At 44.0% G+C, this 24,323-nt stretch carries 18 protein-coding genes; 11 read left to right on the forward strand and 7 right to left on the reverse strand.

Going from position 1 to position 24,323, the window contains the following annotated elements:
* Positions 1–1,866, forward strand: coding sequence for a penicillin-binding protein 2 (gene mrdA / locus DWW10_RS05135; protein WP_061437744.1), 1,866 nt, complete (start codon positions 1–3; stop codon positions 1,864–1,866).
* Positions 1,847–3,313 (forward strand): rod shape-determining protein RodA, encoded by a 1,467-nt coding sequence (rodA, locus tag DWW10_RS05140; RefSeq protein ID WP_118421446.1) that lies wholly within the window; start codon positions 1,847–1,849, stop codon positions 3,311–3,313. The genes mrdA and rodA overlap by 20 nt, the downstream gene beginning before the upstream one ends.
* On the opposite strand, the gene DWW10_RS05145 is transcribed toward rodA, so the two are convergent.
* The 5 genes from DWW10_RS05145 to DWW10_RS05165 all read right to left on the reverse strand — a co-directional run bounded on the left by DWW10_RS05145 (position 3,302) and on the right by DWW10_RS05165 (position 9,267).
* A complete protein-coding gene (locus DWW10_RS05145) occupies positions 3,302–3,787 on the reverse strand; it encodes a gliding motility lipoprotein GldH (protein ID WP_118421447.1) in 486 nt (161 codons plus the stop codon). The two genes, rodA and DWW10_RS05145, sit on opposite strands and share 12 nt — an antisense overlap.
* Entirely contained in the window at positions 3,765–5,102 is a 1,338-nt protein-coding gene (locus tag DWW10_RS05150; RefSeq protein ID WP_118421448.1) for a PSP1 domain-containing protein, read from the reverse strand. Before DWW10_RS05150 ends, DWW10_RS05145 begins: the two co-directional genes overlap by 23 nt.
* Positions 5,103–5,143: 41 nt before the next feature.
* A complete protein-coding gene (locus DWW10_RS05155; RefSeq protein WP_007667553.1) occupies positions 5,144–6,262 on the reverse strand; it encodes a DNA polymerase III subunit in 1,119 nt (372 codons plus the stop codon).
* 51 nt (positions 6,263–6,313) lie between these two features.
* Positions 6,314–7,267, reverse strand: coding sequence for a methylenetetrahydrofolate reductase [NAD(P)H] (metF, locus tag DWW10_RS05160; protein ID WP_022392246.1), 954 nt, complete (start codon positions 7,265–7,267; stop codon positions 6,314–6,316).
* Between the two features lie 95 nt (positions 7,268–7,362).
* The gene (locus DWW10_RS05165; RefSeq protein WP_118421449.1) at positions 7,363–9,267 is read right to left on the reverse strand and encodes a fimbrillin family protein; all 1,905 of its coding nucleotides are present in this window, start codon (positions 9,265–9,267) and stop codon (positions 7,363–7,365) included.
* Positions 9,268–9,655: 388 nt separating this feature from the next.
* On the opposite strand from DWW10_RS05165, the gene metA reads away from it, so the two are divergent.
* The 4 genes from metA to DWW10_RS05185 all read left to right on the forward strand — a co-directional run bounded on the left by metA (position 9,656) and on the right by DWW10_RS05185 (position 15,014).
* Complete coding sequence (gene metA / locus DWW10_RS05170) at positions 9,656–10,573, forward strand: homoserine O-acetyltransferase MetA (RefSeq protein WP_022392245.1); 918 nt, start codon at positions 9,656–9,658, stop codon at positions 10,571–10,573.
* Positions 10,570–12,468, forward strand: a complete 1,899-nt coding sequence (locus DWW10_RS05175) for a peptidase U32 family protein (RefSeq protein ID WP_118421450.1) — start codon at positions 10,570–10,572, stop codon at positions 12,466–12,468. Before metA ends, DWW10_RS05175 begins: the two co-directional genes overlap by 4 nt.
* Before the next feature lie 22 nt (positions 12,469–12,490).
* Entirely contained in the window at positions 12,491–13,504 is a 1,014-nt protein-coding gene (locus tag DWW10_RS05180) for a hypothetical protein (RefSeq protein ID WP_230372639.1), read from the forward strand.
* Positions 13,505–13,643: 139 nt separating this feature from the next.
* Positions 13,644–15,014 (forward strand): ATP-binding protein, encoded by a 1,371-nt coding sequence (locus DWW10_RS05185; RefSeq protein ID WP_118421452.1) that lies wholly within the window; start codon positions 13,644–13,646, stop codon positions 15,012–15,014.
* Between the two features lie 5 nt (positions 15,015–15,019).
* Here DWW10_RS05185 and DWW10_RS05190 read toward each other — a convergent pair whose 3' ends face one another.
* Both DWW10_RS05190 and DWW10_RS05195 read right to left on the reverse strand, forming a co-directional pair.
* Positions 15,020–17,404: a TonB-dependent receptor gene (locus tag DWW10_RS05190; RefSeq protein ID WP_118421453.1), complete on the reverse strand. Its 2,385-nt coding sequence runs from the start codon at positions 17,402–17,404 to the stop codon at positions 15,020–15,022.
* A 71-nt stretch (positions 17,405–17,475) separates the two neighbouring features.
* Entirely contained in the window at positions 17,476–18,093 is a 618-nt protein-coding gene (locus tag DWW10_RS05195; RefSeq protein WP_022392083.1) for a helix-turn-helix transcriptional regulator, read from the reverse strand.
* Between the two features lie 153 nt (positions 18,094–18,246).
* Between DWW10_RS05195 and lpdA the strand changes: the two genes are divergently transcribed.
* The 5 genes from lpdA (at position 18,247) to DWW10_RS05220 (ending at position 24,298) form a co-directional block, all read left to right on the forward strand.
* On the forward strand, positions 18,247–19,596 hold the full coding sequence (gene lpdA / locus DWW10_RS05200; protein ID WP_118421454.1) for a dihydrolipoyl dehydrogenase: 1,350 nt from the start codon (positions 18,247–18,249) through the stop codon (positions 19,594–19,596).
* Positions 19,596–20,345: a lipoate--protein ligase family protein gene (locus DWW10_RS05205; protein ID WP_118421455.1), complete on the forward strand. Its 750-nt coding sequence runs from the start codon at positions 19,596–19,598 to the stop codon at positions 20,343–20,345. The genes lpdA and DWW10_RS05205 overlap by 1 nt, the downstream gene beginning before the upstream one ends.
* Positions 20,346–20,411: 66 nt before the next feature.
* On the forward strand, positions 20,412–21,722 hold the full coding sequence (locus DWW10_RS05210) for a dihydrolipoamide acetyltransferase family protein (RefSeq protein ID WP_118421456.1): 1,311 nt from the start codon (positions 20,412–20,414) through the stop codon (positions 21,720–21,722).
* 18 nt (positions 21,723–21,740) lie between these two features.
* Positions 21,741–23,777 carry an alpha-ketoacid dehydrogenase subunit alpha/beta gene (locus DWW10_RS05215; RefSeq protein ID WP_118421457.1) on the forward strand — a complete coding sequence of 679 codons (2,037 nt, stop codon included), beginning with the start codon at positions 21,741–21,743 and terminating at the stop codon, positions 23,775–23,777.
* A gap of 17 nt (positions 23,778–23,794) precedes the next feature.
* Entirely contained in the window at positions 23,795–24,298 is a 504-nt protein-coding gene (locus DWW10_RS05220) for a flavodoxin (protein ID WP_022391721.1), read from the forward strand.
* Positions 24,299–24,323 lie beyond the last annotated feature (25 nt).

Raw genomic sequence — 24,323 nt, forward strand, 5'->3', positions numbered from 1 at the left:
ATGGCAAAAGATTATACACTCGAAAAGCGGAAATTAGTGATAGGTGGGGTAGCAATTGTGATTGTTATCATTTATATCATGCGTCTTTTTGTGTTGCAGATCATGACTGATACTTACAAGAAGAACGCAGATAGTAACGCTTTTCTCAATAAAATCCAGTATCCTTCACGCGGTGCGATTTATGACCGTAATGGAAAGTTGCTGGTGTTCAATCAACCTGCTTATGACATCACATTCGTGCCGCGAGAGGTGACGGAACTAGATACTCTCGATTTTTGCCGCACACTGAATATTACGAAAGAGCAGTTGCTGAAGCGAATGAAAGATGTGAAGAATCGTTGGATGAATCCCGGTTATTCCAGATATACGCATCAGGTGTTTATGACGCAGCTCTCAGCGGAAGAGTGCGGTGTATTCCAGGAAAAGCTTTTCAAATTTCCAGGCTTTTATATTCAGAGGCGTACTATCCGGCAATATTCCTATAACGCTGCCGGACATGCTTTGGGGGATATCGGTGAGGTCTCAATGAGAGATATTGAGGCTGATGATTATTACATCCGCGGTGACTATGTAGGTAAGCAAGGTATAGAGAAGTCTTATGAAAAGTACCTGCGTGGTGAAAAAGGAGTGGAGGTTTTGCTTCGTGATGCGCATGGACGTATTCAGGGGCACTATATGGATGGCAAACTGGATCGGCCATCGATACCGGGCAAGAATCTGAAATTAGGATTGGATATTGATTTGCAGATGTTGGGTGAGCGTCTGATGAAGAATAAAATCGGTGCAATTGTGGCTATTGAGCCGGAAACGGGAGAGATTTTATGTCTGGTATCGGCACCTAATTTTGATCCGCATCTGATGATCGGACGTCAGCGTGGGAAAAACCATAATATGTTGCAGAAAGATAAACAGAAACCGCTGCTGAACCGTGCGATTATGGGTGTTTATCCTCCGGGATCTACTTTTAAAACAGCCCAGGCACTGACATTCTTACAAGAAGGTATCATACAGCCGTCCACATCGTTTCCTTGTTCTCATGGATTTATTTATGGAGGTTTGCGTGTGGGATGTCACGGACACGGATCACCACTTCCGTTGATACCGGCTATTGCCACTTCATGTAATGCTTATTTCTGTTGGGGGCTTTATCGCATGTTTGGTGATAAGAAATACGGTTCGCCGCAGAATGCACTTACTGTATGGAAAGATCACATGGTTTCTCAAGGATTTGGTTATAAGCTGGGAACGGACTTGCCGGGTGAGAAACGTGGATTTATCCCTAATGCAGGTGTTTATGATAAAGCCTATCGTGGATCATGGAATGGATTGACGGTAATCAGTATCTCTATCGGTCAGGGTGAAGTTTTAAGTACACCTTTGCAAATGGCAAACTTAGCGGCTACCATCGCCAATCGTGGTTATTTTGTGACTCCGCATATTGTGAAGGATATTCAGGATGCAGAATTGGATAGTACCTACCGGGAGCGTCGTTACACTTCTATTGATCGCTCTTATTATGAAGAAATTGTAGAAGGTATGCGGGCTGCCGTTACGGGAGTTACCGGAAGTGCTACTTGCCGTATAGCCGGAACTATCCTGCCGGGTGTAGAAGTCTGTGGAAAGACAGGTACGGCACAGAATCGAGGACATGACCACTCTGCATTTATAGGTTTTGCCCCGATGGACAAGCCGAAGATCGCTATTGCCGTTTATGTGGAGAATGGGGGTTGGGGTGCAACCTATGGAGTACCTTATGGTGCTTTAATGATGGAACAGTATTTGAATGGAAAACTTTCGCCTGCCAGTGAGGAAAGAGCGGAAGAAATGAGTAATCGTGTGATAATGTATGGTGACGAGGAGAGATAGTATATGGAAATCACTGGATTGGGTAACGATCTGTGTTTACTTGATTCTGATTGCATTCGGTTGGTTCAGCGTTTGCGGGGCAAGCTATGATTATGGCGACCGTGACTTCTGGGATTTCTCCACTCGTGCAGGTAAGCAACTGGTTTGGATCATTTGCTCTTTTGGATTGGGGTTTGTGCTGTTGATGCTTGAAGATAGCGTTTATGATATGTTTGCCTATCTTATTTATATAGCACTTGCCATATTACTTGTGGTCACTATCTTTATAGCACCTGATACGAAGGGGTCGAGGTCGTGGCTGGTCATGGGACCGGTAAGTTTGCAGCCGGCGGAATTTGCCAAGTTTGCTACGGCACTGGCGCTTGCCAAGTATATGAATTCCTATTCGTTCACCATGAAGAACTGGAAGAATATCCTGATGATGGTTTTTCTTATTCTGTTCCCGATGATACTTATTATCTTGCAGCGGGAGACGGGCTCAGCGTTGGTATATACTGCTTTCTTTTTGGTTCTGTATCGGGAGGGGATGCCGGGGGTAGTTCTGTTTTCCGGGTTGTGCGCGGTAGTTTACTTTGTGGTAGGTATTCGGTTTGATCAGGTGTTTATTGCCGATACGCCGACGCCGATAGGGGAGTTTGCTGTGCTCTCGATGGTCTTGCTGTCTGCGGCAGGAATGGTGTGGGTTTATAAGAAGAAATGGGAACCGGTACGCAATATATTGTTAGTTACCATTGGAGTGTTGTTAATCGCTTATTTTATATCGGAATATGTGACTCCGTTTAATTTGGTTTGGGTGCAATGGGGACTGTGTGTGCTGGTAGTTGGATACCTTATTTTCCTTTCGTTGAGTGAGCGTCATCTTAGTTATTTCCTGATAGGTATGTTTGCTATTGGTTCTATCGGTTTCTTATATTCCAGTGATTACTTCTTTAATAAAGTATTGGAGCCTCACCAGCAGATACGTATCAAGGTGGTATTAGGCATGGAAGAAGATTTGGCTGGTGCCGGATACAATGTCAACCAGTCGAAGATAGCTATCGGCTCCGGTGGTCTGACAGGAAAGGGATTTCTGAATGGTACTCAGACTAAGCTGAAATATGTACCCGAACAAGATACGGACTTTATTTTCTGCACAGTGGGTGAAGAAGAAGGATTTATAGGTTCTACTGCCGTGCTGCTCTTATTCCTTATATTAATACTCCGTCTGATTGCTGTGGCGGAACGGCAACCGTCTACTTTTGGTCGAGTCTATGGGTATTCGGTTGTTAGTATATTCCTGTTCCACCTATTTGTTAATGTAGGTATGGTGCTGGGATTGACACCTGTGATTGGTATTCCGCTGCCATTCTTTAGTTATGGTGGTTCTTCGCTTTGGGGATTCACTATCTTGCTGTTCATCTTCCTGCGGATTGATGCAGGACGTAAAAAGAGACTGTCAGCGTTTTAATTTGATTCCTACATCATTGATACCGGGAAGAACTTCGTCCGGTAGAAGGTGTATGATTTTGAAGCGGTATTCCCCGGCTTTTCCAATACGGATGAAGCCTGCTGGGAGAGTTGATTGATATAACCCACCCCAGCCATCTCCTAACCAAATACCTGCATTGTCAGCAAGTCGTAGTTCCAATGTATCCCGCTTGATATTTGGAGCTTCCGGACTGTCGTAGTAGACGAGTAAAGGTAGATTCTGATACGGATAATTGTTCCGGTTTCTTACTTCTACGGATACATTGTAGAGTGTAGCAGAGTCTGCAACCGAAACATTGAAGAATAGTGTGTCATTCCGCTGCCAGCCTTCCGTTGGCAGGGATTGAAAAGAATGATATACAGTCTGTTCATCGCAGGCTGTGTAGAAGCTTGCGATGAACAGCAGTATTAAACTCTTCAGAAGAGATGTTTTATTCTTGAGCAGGTTTTTCATTTCCGGCTGGTTTCTCTCCTTGTGGTCTGGGTGGATTGTTAGGGCGTTTGGGTTTGTTGCGCCTGGGTTGTTCTCCCCGTCGCTGATCGCCTTGTGGTTTGGGCTTATCACCTTGCGGTCTGGGCTCACCTTGTGGGCGTGGTCTGGATTGCTGATCTCCGGGTTGATTCGGATTTCCTTTTTTCTTTTTCTTGCGGTTGTTATTACCGCCGTTTCCATTTCCACCACCGTTATTTTCTCCACCGTTTTTACCTTTACGGCTACGATCAAAGCGGGTTAAGCTTTCCTGTTCCAACAAATCTATTGGTTTCTTGGGTTCCACTTGGCGTGCTTCTTCTACAAGACTTTCTGGTTTAGTACCCCGTTTGTTCATACCGATGATTTCAAATGCACGCTTTCCACTGATTGTTACCAGATTGGCAGGAATGTTCTTGTCGGTAGAGTAGGTTATCTGATTGCTCAGAATATCTGCCTTAAAGAAATAGAAAGTACCGTCTTTGGTTTCCAACTCGATCTCCCTGGAAGGAAGACGTTTCTGAGCTTCCACATAGCAGTCCACTTCATAGTTGAGACAGCATTTTAGTTTGGCACATTGTCCTGCCAGTTTTTGCGGATTGAGAGAAATATCCTGATAACGGGCGGCGCTTGTGGATACTGACACGAAAGAAGTCATCCAGGTGGCACAGCAGAGCTCGCGTCCACAAGGACCAATACCACCGATTCGTCCGGCCTCCTGGCGTGCACCAATCTGCTTCATTTCAATGCGGACATGGAAAGCATCTGCCAATACCTTAATCAGCTGACGGAAGTCTACACGCTCGTCGGCAATATAATAGAAAATAGCTTTGTTGCCGTCTCCCTGATATTCCACATCACCGATTTTCATGTTGAGATTCAGGTTGAGTGCAATCTGTCGGGCGCGTATCATGGTGCTATGTTCGCGTCCTTTGGCCTCATTATATTTGTCCATATCTACCTGTTTGGCTTTACGGTAGATACGCTTGATATCAGCCTCAGACTTGATGTTAGCTTTTCGCATTTGCAGCGGAACAAGACGTCCGGTTAGGGTTACTACACCGATGTCATGCCCCGGTGTTGCTTCTACGGCCACGATGTCGCCCTTTTCAAGAGGTATATGGTTGCTATTGCGGAAATATCCTTTGCGGGTATTCTTGAACTGAACTTCTACCAGGTCGCTTTCTTCTCCGTTTCCGGGAATGTCGGCCAGCCAGTCGTAGGTATTCAGTTGCTTGTCTTGCCTGCCGCAACTTTTGCAGCAGAGACCTCCGCTTCCGTTATGTAGTTTAAAATCCATTTTTTTATTTATGATTGAGATTACTACTATATATCTGATTTCTACTGTTTCAGTAGAACTATCATTTTCAATGAAAAATCAAAGAAGACCATCCTTGCATTTACATTTTGCTCAATATGTATCTGCGCTTCGCTCAATTCATCCATCATTCCCATTACATTCCGTTCGTTGATAAAAGGGGCGAAGCGGGTCGCAAAGTTTTGTTCGGGTAAAGTCATGTAACTCATCTCTTTGCAATGCAGGTTATAGATGAAATTCTCGCGTATCATACGCTGGGCGTATGTCAGGAAGTTCTTCTGTCGTTCTCGTCCCATGCCTGCCAGTTGCTCACTCCATTGCTTCATTTCACGTATCTTCCGTTGATAGGAAAGACGCATGAGACTGACAAAGAGTTCAAAGAACAGTTCATTTTCTTCGTTCAGATGAATGGTTTCCAATGCTTTGATAAAGTCACCGTTGGCAAGATGCGCCAAGGTGAAACTATCATTAGGACGTACACCATATTTCTGTTGCAAGGCGTTGGCAATATCCGTTTCTTCTATTTTACGGATGTTGAAGCGTTGCGTACGGCTCAGGATTGTCGGCAGTATCATGTCCGGAGTTTCGGATATCAATAGGAATACTGTCTTTTCGGGAGGCTCTTCCAGAAGTTTCAATAACTTATTGGCACAAACTACGTGCATTTTCTCCGGTAGCCAGACGATAGTAACCTTGTAGCCACCCTCGCTCGATTTCAGACTGAGCTTACGTACTATCTCGTCACTCTCCTTTGCATAGATGATGGCTTGTCCGTTTTCAGCATCCATCTCATTCAGCCAGTGGTTTAGACTGAAATAAGGGCTGTTTAGCACCAGATGGCGCCAGTCAGCTATGTAATCGTCGCACACTTCTTTCTTTCCTTTTTTTACGATGGGAAAGACGAAATGTACATCGGGATGTACCAGCTTATTCCACTTTACGCAGGAGGGACAAGTGCCACAGGCGTCTGTATCTGTACGGTTCGGGCAACAGATGTAACGGGCATAAGCCATTGCCAACGGAAGTTTTCCCACTCCCGATGGACCGCAGAAGAGCTGAGCATGAGGAATACGCCCCTCTTGCACTTCCTGCCGGAGTCGCTGTTTGGCTGCTTCTTGTCCTATTACCTCTTTGAAAAACACGATATTATATATGGTTTTATAATTTACAACTAATGTTACTTGATTTCGGCCTTAGTATACCAGCTTTGCAACTTCTTTTATACTGTCCACTGCACCGATGGAGTAGAAGTGAATACTGGGTACTCCATGTTCCACTAATTCCTTACATTGCTTAACACACCATTCGATGCCTACTTGTTTGGCTTCTTCATCCGTTTTGCATTTCATCGCTTCGCATGTCAGTTCTTCGGGCAAGTCCACTTTGAACGTCTTGGGTATCATGCTGATTTGAGATATCTTCTTGAACGGTTTGATACCTGGAATGATGGGAATGGTAACTCCGGCTTTCCGGGCACGTTCTACAAAGTCGAAGTATTTCTGGTTATCATAGAAAAGCTGTGTAACAGCATATTCTGCACCGGCTTCCATTTTCTTTTTCAGCCAGTAGATATCAGTGTCAATATTGGGAGCTTCTTCGTGTTTTTCGGGATAACACGCCACACCATAGGAAAATGGTGTATTGGTCACTTTCATTTCCGAGCCATCTACGAAGATACCTTTATTGAAGTTATTGATTTGTTCTTGCAATTCAGTGGCATGATGGTAGCCATCGCCTTCGGGAGTGAAGACGGACTCATGTTTTGCTTTATCTCCACGTAATACCAGTAAGTCGGTAATACCCAGGAATTGCAGATCGAGCAGTACATATTCCGTCTCTTCGCGGGTGAAACCACTACAAAGAAGATGCGGAACTACAGTAATATTATATCTGTTTTGGATAGCGGCAGCTACGGCAACAGTTCCGGGACGGCGGCGCAAGCGATTGCGCTGAAATAAACCGTTTCCCAGATCTTTGTACACATATTCGCTGCGATGTGTGGTGATATTGATGTATTTCGGGTCAAATTCCCGCAAAGTATCTATGGTGTCGTACAGCTTTTCGATGCCTGTGCCTTTCAGCGGTGGCAGTATTTCAAAAGAGAAAGCTGTCTTCTCGTTGCTGTGTATCAGGTCGATAATTCTCATTTCTTTTTCGTTGTCTTTGTTCGATGAACAAAACTTATTTGTACATTGGGAACAAAAATACGAAAAAGAAATGAGATATGCTTTTTTTTATTGGGCTATTCTTTTAGACAGCGTATGGAAAAGGCCTTATAGTAAGTTCCATTTTTAACATGAGTTGCGGCGACAGAAAACTTGGCGCTGCTTCCGGTGAAACTTATTGATTGTTCTGGTATGCTATTTTCTGTCTCATTTAGTGTCCAGTAGCATACTAATTGTTTTTGGGATATATTTTTTCCTGCTCCCCAAATCCCTACGGGATATGCTGAGAAACCAGTTAGATTAGAACCTGAATCAATCGTGTCACCCTCTTTTAAGACTTCCCATTCTCCGGATTTTAGTATCGAAGCGTCATCTTTGATGTATTCTTTTAAGGTTTGCCAATCATCACTATCTGGAATTTTCCATCCTGCAGGTGCCAATTCTCCCTCAAGTACAGCTTCTCCATTATAGAAATATGTTTCTGTATTCTGAGGTCTGAAATAGCCAGGGCCTTCTCCCAACTGAGTTTTTTTATTCAATGTAGTTCCATTCCTGTACGCTGTTGCACATAAATCTTCTCTCATCCAATATTGAGTGCCTATTTTTACGATTGGATACTCATAAGTATTTCCCTTTCGTATATCCCTGATGGTATAGCTGGCAATATCTATGCTGATTGGATCTTCTGCTTCTTCCAGTAAGATTTCACCCTTTTCATTAAGATAGAATTTGTCAACAGACTGGAGATTCCCTTCTGTATAAGCAAAGGAACTATCGTCTGTATTCCAGTTTATGCTTCCTCCGCTTATCGCTCTTTCATCATCCAGTAGTTTTAGAACAACGCCTTTGCTCAGATTGCTCGTTTCATCTTCTTTCACCGGGTATGCAACAATTGCTCTTGAAGTTATTTGATCAGATTTTAGATACTCTTTACAAACTTCTGCCATCGGCTTGCCGTCATGGTAGATTCTGTATATGTTCGATTGAGAGAAAGTGAGTGCCGCCAAATGAATAGCTGTAATGCCGCCACTGTTATTAGTATCTTTGCTATCTCCGGGCAGCCAGTCTTCAACTGTACTGGTTATTCCGGTAAGAGAATGGCTGGTTGTCTGCATAGCCTCGATATCGATTTGGCATTGTGTACTTCCTGTCATATTCAGTTTTGGCATTGGGCAAGTATATACTTTCCCGTTCCATTCCATTATAAAAGATTGAGCGTTAGCATCAGCATCTTGTGGTATGATGATGAATTCTTTTCCTGTTAAAGTCCCTTTTACTATGTTCCATTCACCATATGGGATGATGTCTGCTTCCTCTGTCAGGTTTATAAACTTGTCCGTATCAGTATTATATTCTGCTTTGGTCTTGAAGCCTACTGCGATAATCTGAGGATTTGCTTTATATATCTTTGTTATATCTTCCCCAGTACCGGCTGTGATTGTGATTTTTATCTTGGTCAACTTATGCTTGTAATGAAGTACGACTGCATCTTCGCTGCTTTCTACATTTTTTTCGGAGGCTATCATGAAATCGGATGTGGAGAGAGCTTTTGCGTTGCTTTGGTCGGTTTGTACAGATACAGGAATGGTAGATTGGCCTGTTTTTATTCCGGTTGACTGATAGGGATAATAACTGATAAAATTGAGTGTGGCATCTCCTGCCGGATAGAAAACTGTCTTTTCAGGGATGAATGCATTCTTTTCCCCACATTCCAGTTGTAAATTGTCAATGTAGCGCTTTTCTGTAATTGGAGTAGATGGAAGCATTGCATATAAACCTACTTTATCTCCTTTTTCAAAGGCAGTATTAGTCACACGTGTATCGGCTTTGCTGACTTTTGTAGTGAAATTGATGGGAATAGTGCCGGGAACAGCATCGGGAGAAGTTTCTGAGTCTAATTCATTGACACAAGAACTGAATAAGAAAATGATACAGAATGAGAATAAGGTCAGTCTGTTGTTTTTGATAGTTGTTTTGTTCATAATAGTATGGTTTTTTGTGAAACACGACTGTCGCATTTCAAATTAATGTGTTAATTAAAGCATCGGAATATCTGGGGTGGGTAAGGACCATAATTGGTATAGGAAAGTCTGTGGCTTTGGGATGCTAATTAAGTGAATTCACGCTTGAACTCCGGCTCTGTTCCATCTTAATGTTTTTCAATGTTCATTAACTTTACGGGCGGCAAAGGTAGAATAATATTTTAAATACATGAAAGGAAAGATGTCTTTTTGTTGATAATTTTATCTATAATGCTTTGTATGAAGAAGATAAATAACTTGAAATAGCTCTACATTTTCATTCTTTCGCGGGAGATTTCAAAATTATCACGTACCTTTGTACTCTAAATTAAAGATAATCTGATAACTTATGCCATTAAATTTACCTGATAAGCTACCGGCGATAGAGTTGCTGAAAGAAGAGAATATATTTGTTATTGACAACTCCCGCGCCACGCAACAGGACATCCGTCCGTTGCGCATCGTTATCCTGAACTTGATGCCTTTGAAGATTACCACGGAGACAGATCTTGTGCGTTTGCTCTCCAATACACCGCTTCAGGTGGAAATCTCGTTCATGAAAATCAAGAGTCATACATCCAAGAATACGCCTGTAGAACATATGCAGACGTTCTATACTGACTTTGAAAAGATGCGTGGCGAGAAGTACGACGGTATGATTATCACTGGTGCCCCTGTAGAGCAACTGGATTTCGAAGAAGTGACTTACTGGGATGAAATAATGGAAATATTCGATTGGGCCCGTACGCATGTCACGTCCACCCTTTATATCTGTTGGGCTGCACAGGCCGGACTTTATCATCATTACGGAGTACCCAAGTATGCGTTGGATAAGAAAATGTTCGGCATATTCGAGCATCGTCCTTTAGATCCGTTGCATGCTATTTTCCGTGGTTTCGATGATATGTTCTATGTACCTCATAGCCGCCATACCGAAGTACGGAAAGAAGATATCTTGAAAATACCTGAACTTACTTTACTTTCGGAATCGGAAGATGCAGGCGTACACCTGGTGGTAGCACGTGGTGGACGTGAGTTCTTTGTTACCGGACATTCGGAATACTCTCCACTAACGCTGGATACGGAATATCGCAGGGATGTGGATAAAGGTCTGCCCATTGAAGTACCTCGTAATTATTATGTGGATAATGATCCGGACAAAGGTGTGATGGTACGTTGGCGTGCCCATGCCAATCTGCTGTTCTCTAATTGGTTGAACTATTTCGTTTATCAGGAAACTCCGTACAATATTAACGATATAGAATGATAAAGCAACGAAAGATAGAGTTACTGGCTCCTGCCAAAAACATGGAATGCGGCATTGAAGCTATTAACCACGGTGCGGATGCGGTCTACATCGGTGCGCCTAAGTTTGGCGCACGTGCAGCAGCCGGCAATTCGTTGGAAGATATAGCTGCTTTGGTGGCTCATGCCCATTTATATAATGCCCGGATTTATGTGACTGTCAATACCATCTTAAAGGAAGAAGAACTGGAAGAGACAGAGAAAATGATTTGGGATTTGTATCGTGCGGGAGTGGATGCGCTTATTGTGCAGGATATGGGAATCACTCGCTTAAACCTGCCACCTATTCCCTTGCACGCCAGTACGCAAATGGATAACCGTACACCGGAGAAAGTACGTTTCCTTGCAGAAGCCGGTTTCCGACAAGTAGTATTGGCACGTGAGCTTTCCCTTCAGGAAATCAGCCATATTCATAAAGTCTGTCCGGAAGTGCCGTTGGAAGTGTTTGTGCATGGGGCACTTTGCGTTAGCTATAGCGGGCAATGTTATGTCAGCCAGGCTTGTTTTGGACGTAGCGCTAACCGGGGAGAATGTGCACAATTCTGTCGTTTGCCTTTCAGTCTGGTGGATGCCGACGGAAAAGTAATTGTACGTGATAAGCATTTGCTATCTCTTAAAGACTTGAATCAGAGTGATATCTTGGAAGAGTTACTTGATGCAGGTGCCACTTCACTCAAGATAGAAGGTCGTCTGAAAGATGTTTCTTACGTGAAGAATGTTACAGCTGCTTACCGCCAAAAGCTGGATGCTATCTTTACACGCCGTAAAGAATACGCCCGGGCTTCTTCCGGTACTTGTAATTATACATTCCGTCCCCAGTTAGATAAAAGTTTTAGTCGTGGATTTACGCATTACTTCCTGCACGGACGCAGTGAAGATATTTTCTCTTTCGATACTCCGAAATCCCTCGGCGAAGAGATGGGAACCATGAAGGAACAACGCGGAAACTACCTCACAGTAGCCGGATTGAAATCATTCAATAACGGTGACGGTGTTTGTTATATCGATGAGCAAGGACGTCTGCAAGGATTCCGTATCAACCGTGTGGACGGGAATAAACTCTATCCGGCAGGTGAGATGCCCCGTATCCGTCCGCGTACTGTGCTTTACCGTAACTACGATCAGGAATTTGAGAAGTTGCTGGCACGTAAGTCTTCCGAACGAAAAATTTCCGTATCCTTGCTTTTGGCAGATACCGCCTTCGGCTTTGCTCTGACTATCACGGATGAGGATGATAATAGCGTTACACTTTCTTTCCCTTATCAGAAAGAACCTGCCCGTACCTCGCAGACAGATAACCTGCGTACCCAACTCAGTAAATTGGGAAATACTCCTTTTGAAGCCGGAATATTAGCGGATAATCGTTCGTCCGAAACAAATTCCGCCATAGAAATCCGTTTTTCAGATAATTGGTTCCTTCCTGCTTCCGTGGTAGCCGACTGGCGTCGTCAGGTTGTAGAGCAACTGATTACTGTTCGTCGCATCAACTACCGACAGGAACTGGCAGTTTGGAAACCTACAACTCACGCTTTCCCTTTGCCGGGGACTTCTTCTAAAACAACAGTTTCCGGTACTTCATTAACGTACCTCGGGAATGTAATGAATACCCGTGCCGCCTCTTTCTATACTGACCACGGCATTGCCTCTGTGGCTCCGGCTTATGAGAAACAATCTGTTCCGGGTGCTGTCCTAATGTTCTGTAAGCATTGCCTGCGATATAGTATGGGTTGGTGCCCTACTTACCAGAAGGGGCGTTCATCTTATCGGGAACCTTATTATCTGTCGGGAACAGATGGTAAGCGTTTCCGTCTGGAGTTTGATTGTAAGAATTGTCAGATGAAAGTATATGCGGAATAAGGAAGTGAAATATGGTTCAGAAATGCGAATCAGCATAGGACTACGCAAAGTATATGGTTTCTTTTCTCTGCGCAGGTCTGCACTTATTTGTATTTCTTTATTCTTGTGTTTCTGTTTTTTTTCTTGCCATTATTCCCGTCCCAACTTGGATGATGAAGGGATGAGTGTCGGGACCCGCGATTCCTTGACTTATCTTTATGACCGACACTATACGCTGAACACCAACCTGGAAGTGGTGCAAGACTCTGTTGTGCTTGCCTGCCTGCCTGTGAAAGATTGCTATAATACCCTTTACAAAGGAGATCGTGTGGTCGTGGCCGAATTTGCTATCCATCCGGCGGATAGTGTGGATAGTGTCTGGGTGAAACTGGCCCATTCTCAGGAAATACAGGGCTGGATTGGTGAGCGGGAGATGATGCAGGCTTTTGTGCCGACGGATAGTATTTCCCAATTTATTTACCTGTTCAGTGATACGCATGCTTCCTATTTCGTTATTATTTTTGCTTTGTTTGTGGGTGCCTGGATGCTTCGCCTGTTCCGTCGCAAACAGTTGAAGATGGTTTATTTCAATGATATAGATAGTGTGTATCCGTTGTTGCTTTGTTTACTGATGGCGTTTAGTGCCACGGTGTACGAGTCTATGCAGGTTTTTGTACCCGAAACGTGGGAACACTTCTATTTTAATCCTACGCTTTCACCTTTTAAGGTTCCGTTTATCCTTTCGGTCTTTTTGCTGAGTATCTGGTTATTCATCATAGTGTTGTTGGCAGTGCTCGATGATTTATTTCGTCAGCTTTCGCCTGCTGCCGCTATGTTCTATTTATTAGGCTTGGCATCTTGCTGCATCTTCTGCTATTTCTTCTTTATATTGACTACGCAGATATATATCGGCTACGTCTTCCTTGTCGCTTTCATCTGGATTTTCCTGAAAAAGGTGTACACCACGCTTGTTGTTTATCGTTATCGTTGTGGCAATTGCGGACAGAAGCTCAGAGAAAAAGGACGTTGTCTGAGCTGCGGTGCGATTAATGAGTAAGAGAAAAGAATAACGATCCTCGGTTTTGAAACGATACAATAGATGTTTTACCTCAGTTTTGAAACAAAATAGTTGATGTTTTGCCTCGGTTTTGAAACAAAAGTGTATCTTTGTCGTTGAAAACCAATATCTTTTAATTATGTTTAAAAGAACGATACTTTTTCATTTGGAACAATGGAAAACGGATATGCATCGTAAACCGCTTGTTTTGCGCGGAGCAAGACAGGTAGGAAAGACTACGATAGTCAATGAGTTCGGACAACAGTTTGATAACTACCTGCCACTCAATTTAGAGAAAAAAGAATCAACTGCTCTGTTTGATTTGGAAATACCATTGAAAGATTTGATGCCGTTCCTCTTCGCTCATTGTGGAGTTATGCGAAAGGAAGGAACAACTTTACTTTTTATTGATGAGATTCAAAATTCACCAAAAGCAATAGGATTGTTGCGTTATTTTTATGAGGAACTTCCTGGAATATATGTCATTGCTGCAGGTTCCTTACTGGAAAATCTGGTGGATGTAAATGTTTCGTTTCCCGTAGGAAGAGTGCAGTATATGGCTTTACGTCCTTGTTCGTTTCGTGAATTCTTGGGAGCTATCGGTGAGGAAGTTTTATTACCGGTGCTGGAACAGCCGGAAATAACGATTGCATTTCATGATCGGTTGATGACGTTATTCAATTTATATACGCTGATTGGTGGCATGCCGGAGGCTGTCCAGCTTTATGCTGAAAGGAGGGATATTCTTGCCTTAAGCGATGTGTATGAGACTCTTTTACAGGGGTATCGGGATGATGTGGAGAAGTATGCCAGGCGTGGATTGTTGATAGAAGTAATACGGTTCATTCTGAAAGAAGGTTGGGGCAAAGCTGCACAGATTGTAACACTTGGAGGTTTTGCATCATCGAATTATAATGCCCGTGAAGTTGGAGAGGCTTTTCGTTTATTGGAAAAAGCTATGATAATGGAGTTGGTTTATCCGACAACGGCAACGGAAGTTCCTGCCATATCGGAAACTAAGCGTATGCCTAAACTGGTATGGCTGGATACGGGTTTGGTAAATTATGCAGCTCAAGTGCAGAAAGAAGTATTCGGTGCAAAAGACATTATGGATGCTTGGCGAGGAATGATAGCCGAGCATATTGTGGCACAAGAACTGTTGACGCTGACCGATAAAGTCAGCCAAAAACGTAACTTTTGGGTGCGTGGTAAGAGTGAGTCTGCGGCAGAGGTTGATTTCATCTGGGTGCAAGATTCCAAAATCTATCCTATTGAGGTAAAGGCAGGACATAATGCACATCTTCGTTCGTTACATTCGTTTATGAACCGTTCTTCGCAAACGGTTGCTGTGCGTGTATGGTCACAGCCTTATTCAATAGATGAAGTCACCACGATTGAAGGAAAAACATTTCAGCTTGTTAATCTTCCGTTCTATCTGGTTGGCGGGCTGGGAGAAATTTTAAAAGAAACGAGCGTTTCCTTTGATGGAAGCGCTCATGACTCTTTATAAGAATTTTAAAATCTGCATCGCAATTCGATTCCCGCCTGTATGGGGCGGCCTTTCTGCATAAATCCGTTGCCCATACTTTCGAAGTAGAAAGCAGCGTAATCTTTATCCAGTACATTGCGAACCCAGAAGTCAATCTGTCCGTTGCCTTTTTGCAGGCTGAGGCGTCCGTTCAGTGTGCCGTAGAAAGCTTGACTGACATCATTTTGTTCGGTCCAATAGATACGTCCTGCACCGGTGTAGTCGGCGTTAACCTGAATACGGTCCAACCAATGTCCCGGGTTGATGCGGAAAATGTATTGTCCGCCCAGGCTCAGGGTGTGCTTCGGGACAAAGGGAACATAGTTTCCATTATAATCTACAGGTTGTGTTTCTCCGTCTATCTTTGTATTGGTTGCGTACTCTTTGAAAGTAGCATATGTATATCCATAAGAAGCGTTGACGGTAAATGCAGTAGTAAGAGCGGCACGCAGACTTGCTTCGGCACCATAACTATGACTCTTTCCTGCATTTACAGTGATACGTCCCAAACCATTTTCTGCGAATTTAGCAATCTGTTGGTTGCGTGTATCCATATAGAACGCAGAAAGGTCAGCAAGTAAACGTCCTTCCCAAAGTGTGAGGTGGCTTCCAACTTCGTAGTTCCAAGTGTATTCCGGTTTATATCGGGTAGCCTCACTAACTTCCGGCAATTCCTTCTTCATCTTTTTAATCATGGCGGAGAAGTTGCTGAATTTAGGATCCGCCATAATGGCGTCCATCATCGAGTTACTGAGCACTCCTGTTACAAGATCGGAGAACATCTGAATGTTATATCCTCCTGACCGGTATCCACGGGCCGCAGTTGCATAAATGTTATTTCCTTTTTTCCATTCATATTGCAAGGCAAACTTTGGCAATAGTTGAACGTAGTCAGTCGATTCTTTACCCAGATAGATTGCATTTCCTTCCAAACCTTGGCTTTCGAGTATCTGAGGATTTGCAGGATTTCCCATTTTCATGGAGAAGTTAAAGTTGGTGGTTGCGGCGGCTGAATTATATTCCATCTTTATTTTCTCGTAGTCCATTCGCAGACCAACGGTTGCTGAGAGACCTTTGACAAATAAGTCATTGAAGGTGGATTGATGGAAAAGAGCACCGCTTAAAGTTGGTGTGTCGAAGCTGCCGCTGACAGGTAGGCTTTCATTGTTGATTCCCAAGTGCATGACAGGAATGCCCGGTATACCCATAGATGCGAGACCATCGAAAACACTATTTACATTGTTTTCAATAACCGATGTAATACCATCCCGGTGAAATAATACCGGTCCGTCCGTGTGCAGTGCCTGATAAAATCCGAAAGCTCCTGTAGTCCATAACCAACGGCGGTTAGGCTTTGATTTCAGAACGATTTCTTCCGAGAAAGTATTTATTTTCTGTTTCTGTTCTATATTAAAAATATTGGCAGCAGAAAAATCCTGGTCCATGAACATACGGTCGCGAAGCCACTGGTATCCGGTGACAGCACTCAAAATGAAATTTTGTGCTTGATATTCCAGATTCAGTCCGGCATTCAGCAAGTTACGATAGTAGCTGCTTTCTTCATCGTAAGCAGTCTTGGCAACTTCTCCGCTTTCCTTATTATAAAGTCCGTATGGATAGCCGCCCTGATCACTATATTCATAACTCACATTAAAGTCGAGTTTCCAGTTGTCACTGGGCAGATAGATGGCACGCATACGGCCACCGGCAGATTGTCCTTTGTCTATCTTATCGTTATTGCGTGCCGCATTGCGGAAGAATCCGCCATCATAATCATAAAATCCTCCAGCCGAGAATGCAAAGCGTTCATTCATCCGGTGATAGTGAGTGACGGAAGTATTGTATTGATTGTGTGTACCTGCTCCTATACGGAAATCAGTACCTTGATAAGAGAAAGGAGATTTGGTATGTACTTTGATGATTCCGCCCATCGCATTTCGTCCGTACAGTGTACCCTGCGGACCGCGCAGCACATCAATACGCTCGATGTCGGAGTAATTGAAATCGAATGCGGATTTATCTATATAAGGTATATTGTCAACATAGAGTCCTACGGAAGGAGTATTGATACGAGAACCGATACCACGAATGTAAACGGCAGATGTCAGTCGCGAACCGTAATCAGGAATAAAGATATTCGGAACCAGTGCTGTCAGGTTCTTTATGGAGTTCACTTGTGCAGCTTGCATGTCTTGTTGTGAAAGTAAGGTGACGGCATTGGGCAGCTCACGCAACTTACGGTTTTCTTTAGGTGCTGCAATGATGAGAACCTCTTCAACGTCCACTATTTTCAGGGTATCCACTTCTTCTGCCGCAATGTTTCCTATAGGTAGGAGTGCCAGGGCAAAAATCAACAATTTACTCTTATTCATATCAACTCGTTTTATTTCGGTTGCAAAGTAAGAGCATTTCCCCTGTCTCCGCAATCCTCATTTATTAGGATTTAGATACGGTCTGCTTCAACGTACCCATGCATTACAGCATAAATCGTCAGTCCGGCCACTGATTTAATGCCCAGCTTCTCCGTGATATTCTTTCGGTGGGAGATGACGGTAGTCAGGCTGATATTCAGTTTATCGGCTATTTCTTTATTGATAAGTCCTTTGGTTATCAGTACCAGTACTTCTATTTCGCGGGGAGAAAGATCATGTTCGCTGTCGGCGTGAGGATTACCGCACGGATGCGCTGTTGCACCGTGGGGGTGGCTATGAGGATGCCCGCCTTTGTGTCCGAACTGATGCAGTTGCAGGATGTTCCTTATTAGTGTTTTTTCGTCTTGATAAATATTCAAGGTCGGTATTCCTGCCAGTTGAGGCTGATTGTCACCGTTTGCCAATACAATGGTCTTGGGCTTGCGCGGCAGGAAAAAAGCGGTATGTTCAAAATAAATCTGTGCTGAAACAAAATAATGCGCATACATATCGGGGGTATCGTCCATCAGTTCCTCGAACGAACTGAATACACGGATGACGGCCATCGGGATAATTTCTTCCAGAAGGCTTTGCAATCCCATACATGATAAGGTGTTGGAGTCAGCAATTGCTATTTCGGGAGCTACCATAGTATTTCTTAAATTTCTGCAAAAGTACAGATAAATTTTAGGATGTAGGCTATTGTGAATGAAAAACAGTAACTTTCCTTAATAGGTTGTCATAGAACTTTGCGCTCTTCTCTTTTGTTGTTAAGTATATAATTTACTTAATACTACTGATTTATGAAATATGATATAGCTATCATCGGCGGTGGCCCTGCCGGATATACGGCAGCCGAAAGAGCGGCTGCAAACGGGCTGCAAACTGTTTTGTTTGAAAAGAAAGCTATTGGCGGTGTTTGTCTCAATGAGGGGTGTATCCCTACCAAAACTCTGCTCTATTCCGCCAAGTTGTGGGACAATATGAAAGGCGCGTCCAAGTATGGCATCTCTGTGCCCGATGGTTCGTCATTCGATATGAAAAAGATTATCGACCGTAAAGATAAGATTGTGAAAAAGTTGACCGGTGGTGTGAAGATGACGGTCAGTTCTTACGGTGCTGTTATTGTACCGCAGGAAGCCGTTATTGTGGGGGAGGCGGACGGACGTTTCCAGCTTTCGGCTGCCGGCGAAGTATATGAAGTAACCTATCTGTTGGTATGTACAGGTTCCGATACATTGATCCCTCCCATTAAAGGATTATCTGAAATTGATTATTGGACATCAAAGGAAGCATTGGAGATCACAACTTTGCCCCGTTCACTTGTCATTATCGGCGGTGGTGTTATCGGGATGGAATTCGCTTCTTTTTTCAATAGCATGGGTGTGCAGGTGCATGTTGTTGAAATGATGCCCGAAGTATTGGGCGCCATGGATAAGGAAACCAGTGGCATGCTGCGTTCGGAATATCAGAAGCGTGGGGTTAATTTCCATCTGAATGCCAAAGTAATTGAAGTCGGCAAAGAGGGTGTCACTATTGAAAAGGAAGGTAAGACTGCACTTATTGAAGCTGAAAAGGTACTCGTCAGTGTGGGTAGGAAAGCTAACTTGTCCCAAGTCGGTTTGGATAAACTGAACATTGAACTGCTGCGCAACGGTGTGAAGGTGGATGAGCATATGCAGACTTCCCATCCTCGTGTTTATGCCTGTGGTGATATTACCGGACACTCTATGCTGGCACATACTGCCATTCGTGAAAGTGAAGTTGCTGTCAATCATATCCTGAGAGTAGAAGACCGTATGAATTACGATTGTGTACCCGGTGTGGTGTATACCAATCCCGAAGTAGCGGGAGTAGGTAAGACTGAGGAAGAACTGAAAGCATCCGGTATCAGTTATCATGTACAAAAGCTACCGATGGCCTATTCCGGTCGTTTTGTAGCCGAGAATGAATTGGTGAACGGGCTTTGTAAGTTGATATTGGACGATGATGATCGGGTGATAGGTTGTCATATGCTGGGAAACCCAGTTTCCGAATTGATTGTTCTTGCCGGACTTGCCGTGCAGCACGGATATACGGTGGAAGAGTTTCAAAAGACTGTTTTTCCGCATCCGACGGTCGGTGAAATCTTCCATGAAACTTTGTTTGCATAATGTTCTGTATTGATAATCGCTGTACGGATATCTATTTTAATCTGGCAGCAGAAGAGTATTTGTTGAAGCAGAAGCGAGGTAACTTCTTTATGCTTTGGCAGTCGGAGCCATCCGTAGTGATAGGGAAGCATCAGAGTGTGGCGGCGGAAGCGGACGAGAGGTTTCTGGATGAAAAGGGAATAACCCTGGCACGCCGTTTCTCCGGTGGAGGTGCTGTATATCATGACAGGGGAAATATTAACCTGAGTTTTATTGAAACCGTAAAACAGCCGGACTTTGGATATTACCTGCAACAGGTCGTCGATTTCCTTGAAAAGGTAGGCATCTCAGCTTATGCTGACCAGCGTCTGGGTATTTATGTGGACGAACGGAAAATATCAGGTAGTGCGCAGTGTATACACAAAGACCGTGTGATGTATCATTGTACTTTGTTGTTTTCCACTGATCTGGATGCGTTGAACGCGGCATTGAATGGCGATCCGGGTGTGGAAAGCCGTTTACCGGGCTCTCGTACTATGCGTGCAGTACCTTCCGTACGGAGTGAAGTTGCGAATATAAAAGAGTTTTTGTCTGAGCCTATGGACATCAAGCGTTTCATGCATTTGCTCTTTCACTCCTTTGTGGATGATGACGATAACCGGATTTACCGCTTCTCTGCCGGAGATATGGAAGCCATCGAACGGTTGAAAGCGGAAAAGTATGCTTGCAAAGAGTGGATATATCATAAATCCGCATTAACTTTTACTTAAGTTAAAAACTTACTACTCAGTTGTTTGTTGTATATATAATAAACCGAGAACCTAAAACTTAACTATATGTCAAGATTTGAAATAAAGATGCCCAAATTGGGTGAAAGTATAACCGAAGGTACCATCATCTCATGGTCGGTACAAGTAGGAGACATCATCAAGGAGGATGATGTGTTGTTTGAAGTAAATACCGCTAAGGTTAGTGCCGAAATACCATCTCCGGTAGAAGGAAAAGTCGTGGAAATTTTATTTAAGGAAGGAGATACCGTAGCTGTGGGTACGGTGGTGGCTATTGTCGATATCGGAGGTGAGAACTCCGAGGACGAGGTCTCTGAGGAAACTCCTCAAGTCAAAGCTGTAAAACCGGAAGAAGAACGTTGGTACTCGCCTGTAGTTCTTCAGTTGGCTCGTGAGGCCGGCATTCAGCCTAAAGAACTGGATACTATTCTGGGTACCGGATATCAGGGACGGGTGAGCAAGAAGGATATCAAGAGTTACATTGTACGGAAACAAAGTGGTGGTACCACCATGGCGCAACCTGCTGCTAAACCAAGTCCGCAACCTGTTGCAAGCGTTGCACCGCAATCGGTAACTACAGCACCTGCCCAGTCGTCTGCTAAACCTGCTGTAACTCCTGACGTACAACGTACTACACCTGCTTCCGGTACATTCTCAGCAGAAGGTGTTGAAGTTAAAGAGATGGATCGTGTACGTAAGGTGATAGCCGACCACATGGTAATGTCTAAACATACTTCCCCGCACGTAACCAATGTTGTGGAAGTGGATGTAACGAAACTTGTAAAGTGGCGTGATAAGAATAAAGATGCTTTCTTCCGTCGTGAGGGAGTGAAACTTACGTATATGCCTGCCATCACAGAAGCTGTGGCGAAGGCGCTGGCTGCTTACCCGCAAGTGAATGTATCGGTAGAGGGATATAATATCCTGTTCAAGAAACATATCAATGTCGGTATTGCCGTTTCTCTGAATGATGGCAATCTGATTGTTCCGGTGGTTCGTGATGCCGATCGTCTGAATCTGAACGGACTTGCCGTAGCCATTGATTCACTGGCACTCAAGGCGCGTGATAATAAGCTGATGCCCGATGATATTTCCGGTGGCACTTTTACGATTACGAACTTCGGTACATTCAAGTCTTTGTTCGGTACACCTATCATCAATCAGCCTCAGGTAGCTATCCTGGGAGTAGGATACATTGAGAAGAAGCCTGCTGTAATAGAGACTCCGGAAGGGGATGTGATTGCCATCCGTCATAAGATGTATCTGTCCCTCTCTTATGACCATAGAGTCGTGGATGGTTCATTAGGTGGCAACTTCCTCTATTTTATTAAAGATTATCTGGAAAACTGGAAAGAATAACTTAATACCTTGATAAGTATGAAAAAGTACAATATAAAAACCACAGATGTGGAATTACTGAAGAAATGGTATTACCTGATGACGCTGGGGCGTGCGCTTGATGAAAAGGCGCCCGCTTACCTGTTGCAGTCCCTTGGCTGGTCCTTTCACGCTCCGTATGCCGGACATGACGGAATACAGTTGGCCATCGGACAGGTATTTACCAAAGGAGAAGACTTTCTTTTCCCTTACTACCGTGATATGCTGACTGCCCTTTCCGCCGGAATGACGGCAGAAGAACTTATACTGAATGGTATCTCCAAAGCTACCGATCCGGGAAGTGGCGGACGCCATATGTCCAATCACTTTGCCAAACCCGAATGGTATATCGAGAATATATCCTCGGCTACGGGTACGCATGATCTTCATGCAGCCGGCGTGGCACGTGCTATGGTATATTATGACCATAAAGGAGTCGTTATTACTTCACACGGCGAATCTGCCTCATCCGAGGGCTTTGTCTACGAAGCTGTCAATGGTGCCAGCCTTGAACGCCTGCCCGTTATTTTTGTATGGCAGGATAATGGATATGGTATATCTGTTCCGAAGAAAGACCAGACGGCAGCCCGTAAAGTGGCGGATAACTTCTCCGGATTCAAGAATCTGAAGATTATCCATTGTAATGGAAAAGATGTGTTCGACTCCATGAATGCCATGACTGAGGCCCGTGAGTATGCATTGCTGGACCGGAATCCGGTAATCGTACATGCCAATTGTGTCCGTATCGGTTCACATTCCAACTCTGACAAAGATACTTTGTACAGGGATGAAAATGAACTGGCTTATGTGAAAGAAGCTGATCCGTTGCTGAAGTTCCGCCGGATGCTGTTGCGTTACAAGCGTCTCACCGAAGAAGAGCTGAAAGAAATAGAGGAGAAAGCAAAGAAAGACCTGGCTGCTGCCAATCGTAAGGCGCTGACAGCTCCCGATCCTGATCCTAAAACCATTTTCAACTATGTATTGCCGGAACCTTACGAACCGGAAAAATATAAAGATGGAACACATCGTGAGACAGAAGGAGAGAAGAAATTCTTTGTAACTGCTATCAATGAAACGCTGAAAGCAGAGTTTCGCCATAATCCTAATACCTTCATCTGGGGGCAGGATGTTGCCAATCGGGATAAAGGGGGCGTGTTCAATGTAACCAAAGGAATGCAACAGGAATTCGGTGAAGCTCGTGTATTCAGTGCACCTATTGCCGAAGATTATATTGTCGGCACAGCAAATGGTATGAGCCGTTTTGATCCTAAAATCCGGGTAGTGATAGAAGGTGCGGAGTTTGCCGACTATTTCTGGCCTGCCGTAGAACAATATGTGGAATGTACCCATGAATATTGGCGCAGCAACGGACAGTTCGTTCCTAATGTAACTTTGCGTCTGGCTTCCGGTGGTTATATCGGTGGTGGACTCTATCACTCGCAAAATCTGGAGGGCGCTTTGGCTACTTTGCCCGGAGCGCGGATTGTTTGTCCATCCTTTGCTGATGATGCTGCCGGACTGCTCCGTACAAGTATACGTTCCCGTGGATTTACGCTGTTTATTGAACCGAAATCATTGTATAATTCCGTAGAAGCAGCCACCATTGTCCCTGATGATTTTGAAGTTCCTTTTGGGAAAGCACGCATTCGTCGTGAGGGCAGTGATCTGAGTATTATCACCTATGGTAACACAACGCATTTCTGCTTGAATGTTGCCGAACGTTTGGAAAAAGAAGGCGGCTGGAGTGTGGAAGTGATCGATATCCGTTCTTTGATACCGTTGGATAAAGAAACCATTTATGAGTCTGTGAAGAAGACCAGTAAAGCCCTGATTGTTCATGAAGATAAAGTCTTTGGTGGCTTCGGTGGTGAGATAGCAGCCAGTATTGGTACAGACTTGTTCCGTTACCTGGATGCACCGGTACAGCGTGTAGGCTCTACCTTTACTCCTGTAGGTTTTAATCCGATACTGGAACGTGCCATTCTGCCGGGTACAGATAGAATTTATGAAGCAGCCAAGAAGCTGTTGGAATATTAATTTAATAATAAGTTATTATGAAAGAGATAGGATTATTTTATGCAATGAATGCTGCCAAGACTTCTCATATCGCAGAGAAAATACGCGAGAAGCTTGGGCATAAAGAAGTAGAAATGATTATGATAGAAAAAGCCTGGCAGAATGATTTCCAGGCTTATGATAATCTGATAGTAGGTGCTTCCACCTGGTTCGACGGTGAATTGCCTACCTATTGGGATGAAATGATACCGGAGATAGAAAGCCTCGATCTGAAAGACAAGAAAGTTGCTCTCTTCGGACTTGGTGACCAAATCGGTTATCCCGATAATTTTGTTGACGGCCTGGGAATACTGGCTGATGCCTTTGAAAAGGCAGGGGCTATCCTTGTCGGATTTACGTCTGCCGAGGGTTATTCATTTAACCATTCAAGAGCTTTGAGGGATGCTAAATGGTGTGGACTGGTGATTGATATAGAGAACCAGTCGAAGCTGACAGATAAACGGATAGCGGACTGGTGTGAACAGTTGAAGAAGGAATTCTGATAAAAAATAAGGGGACTTCATACAA

Origin of the sequence: Bacteroides intestinalis (genome assembly GCF_003464595.1) — a bacterium.
Lineage (GTDB): Bacteria > Bacteroidota > Bacteroidia > Bacteroidales > Bacteroidaceae > Bacteroides > Bacteroides intestinalis_A.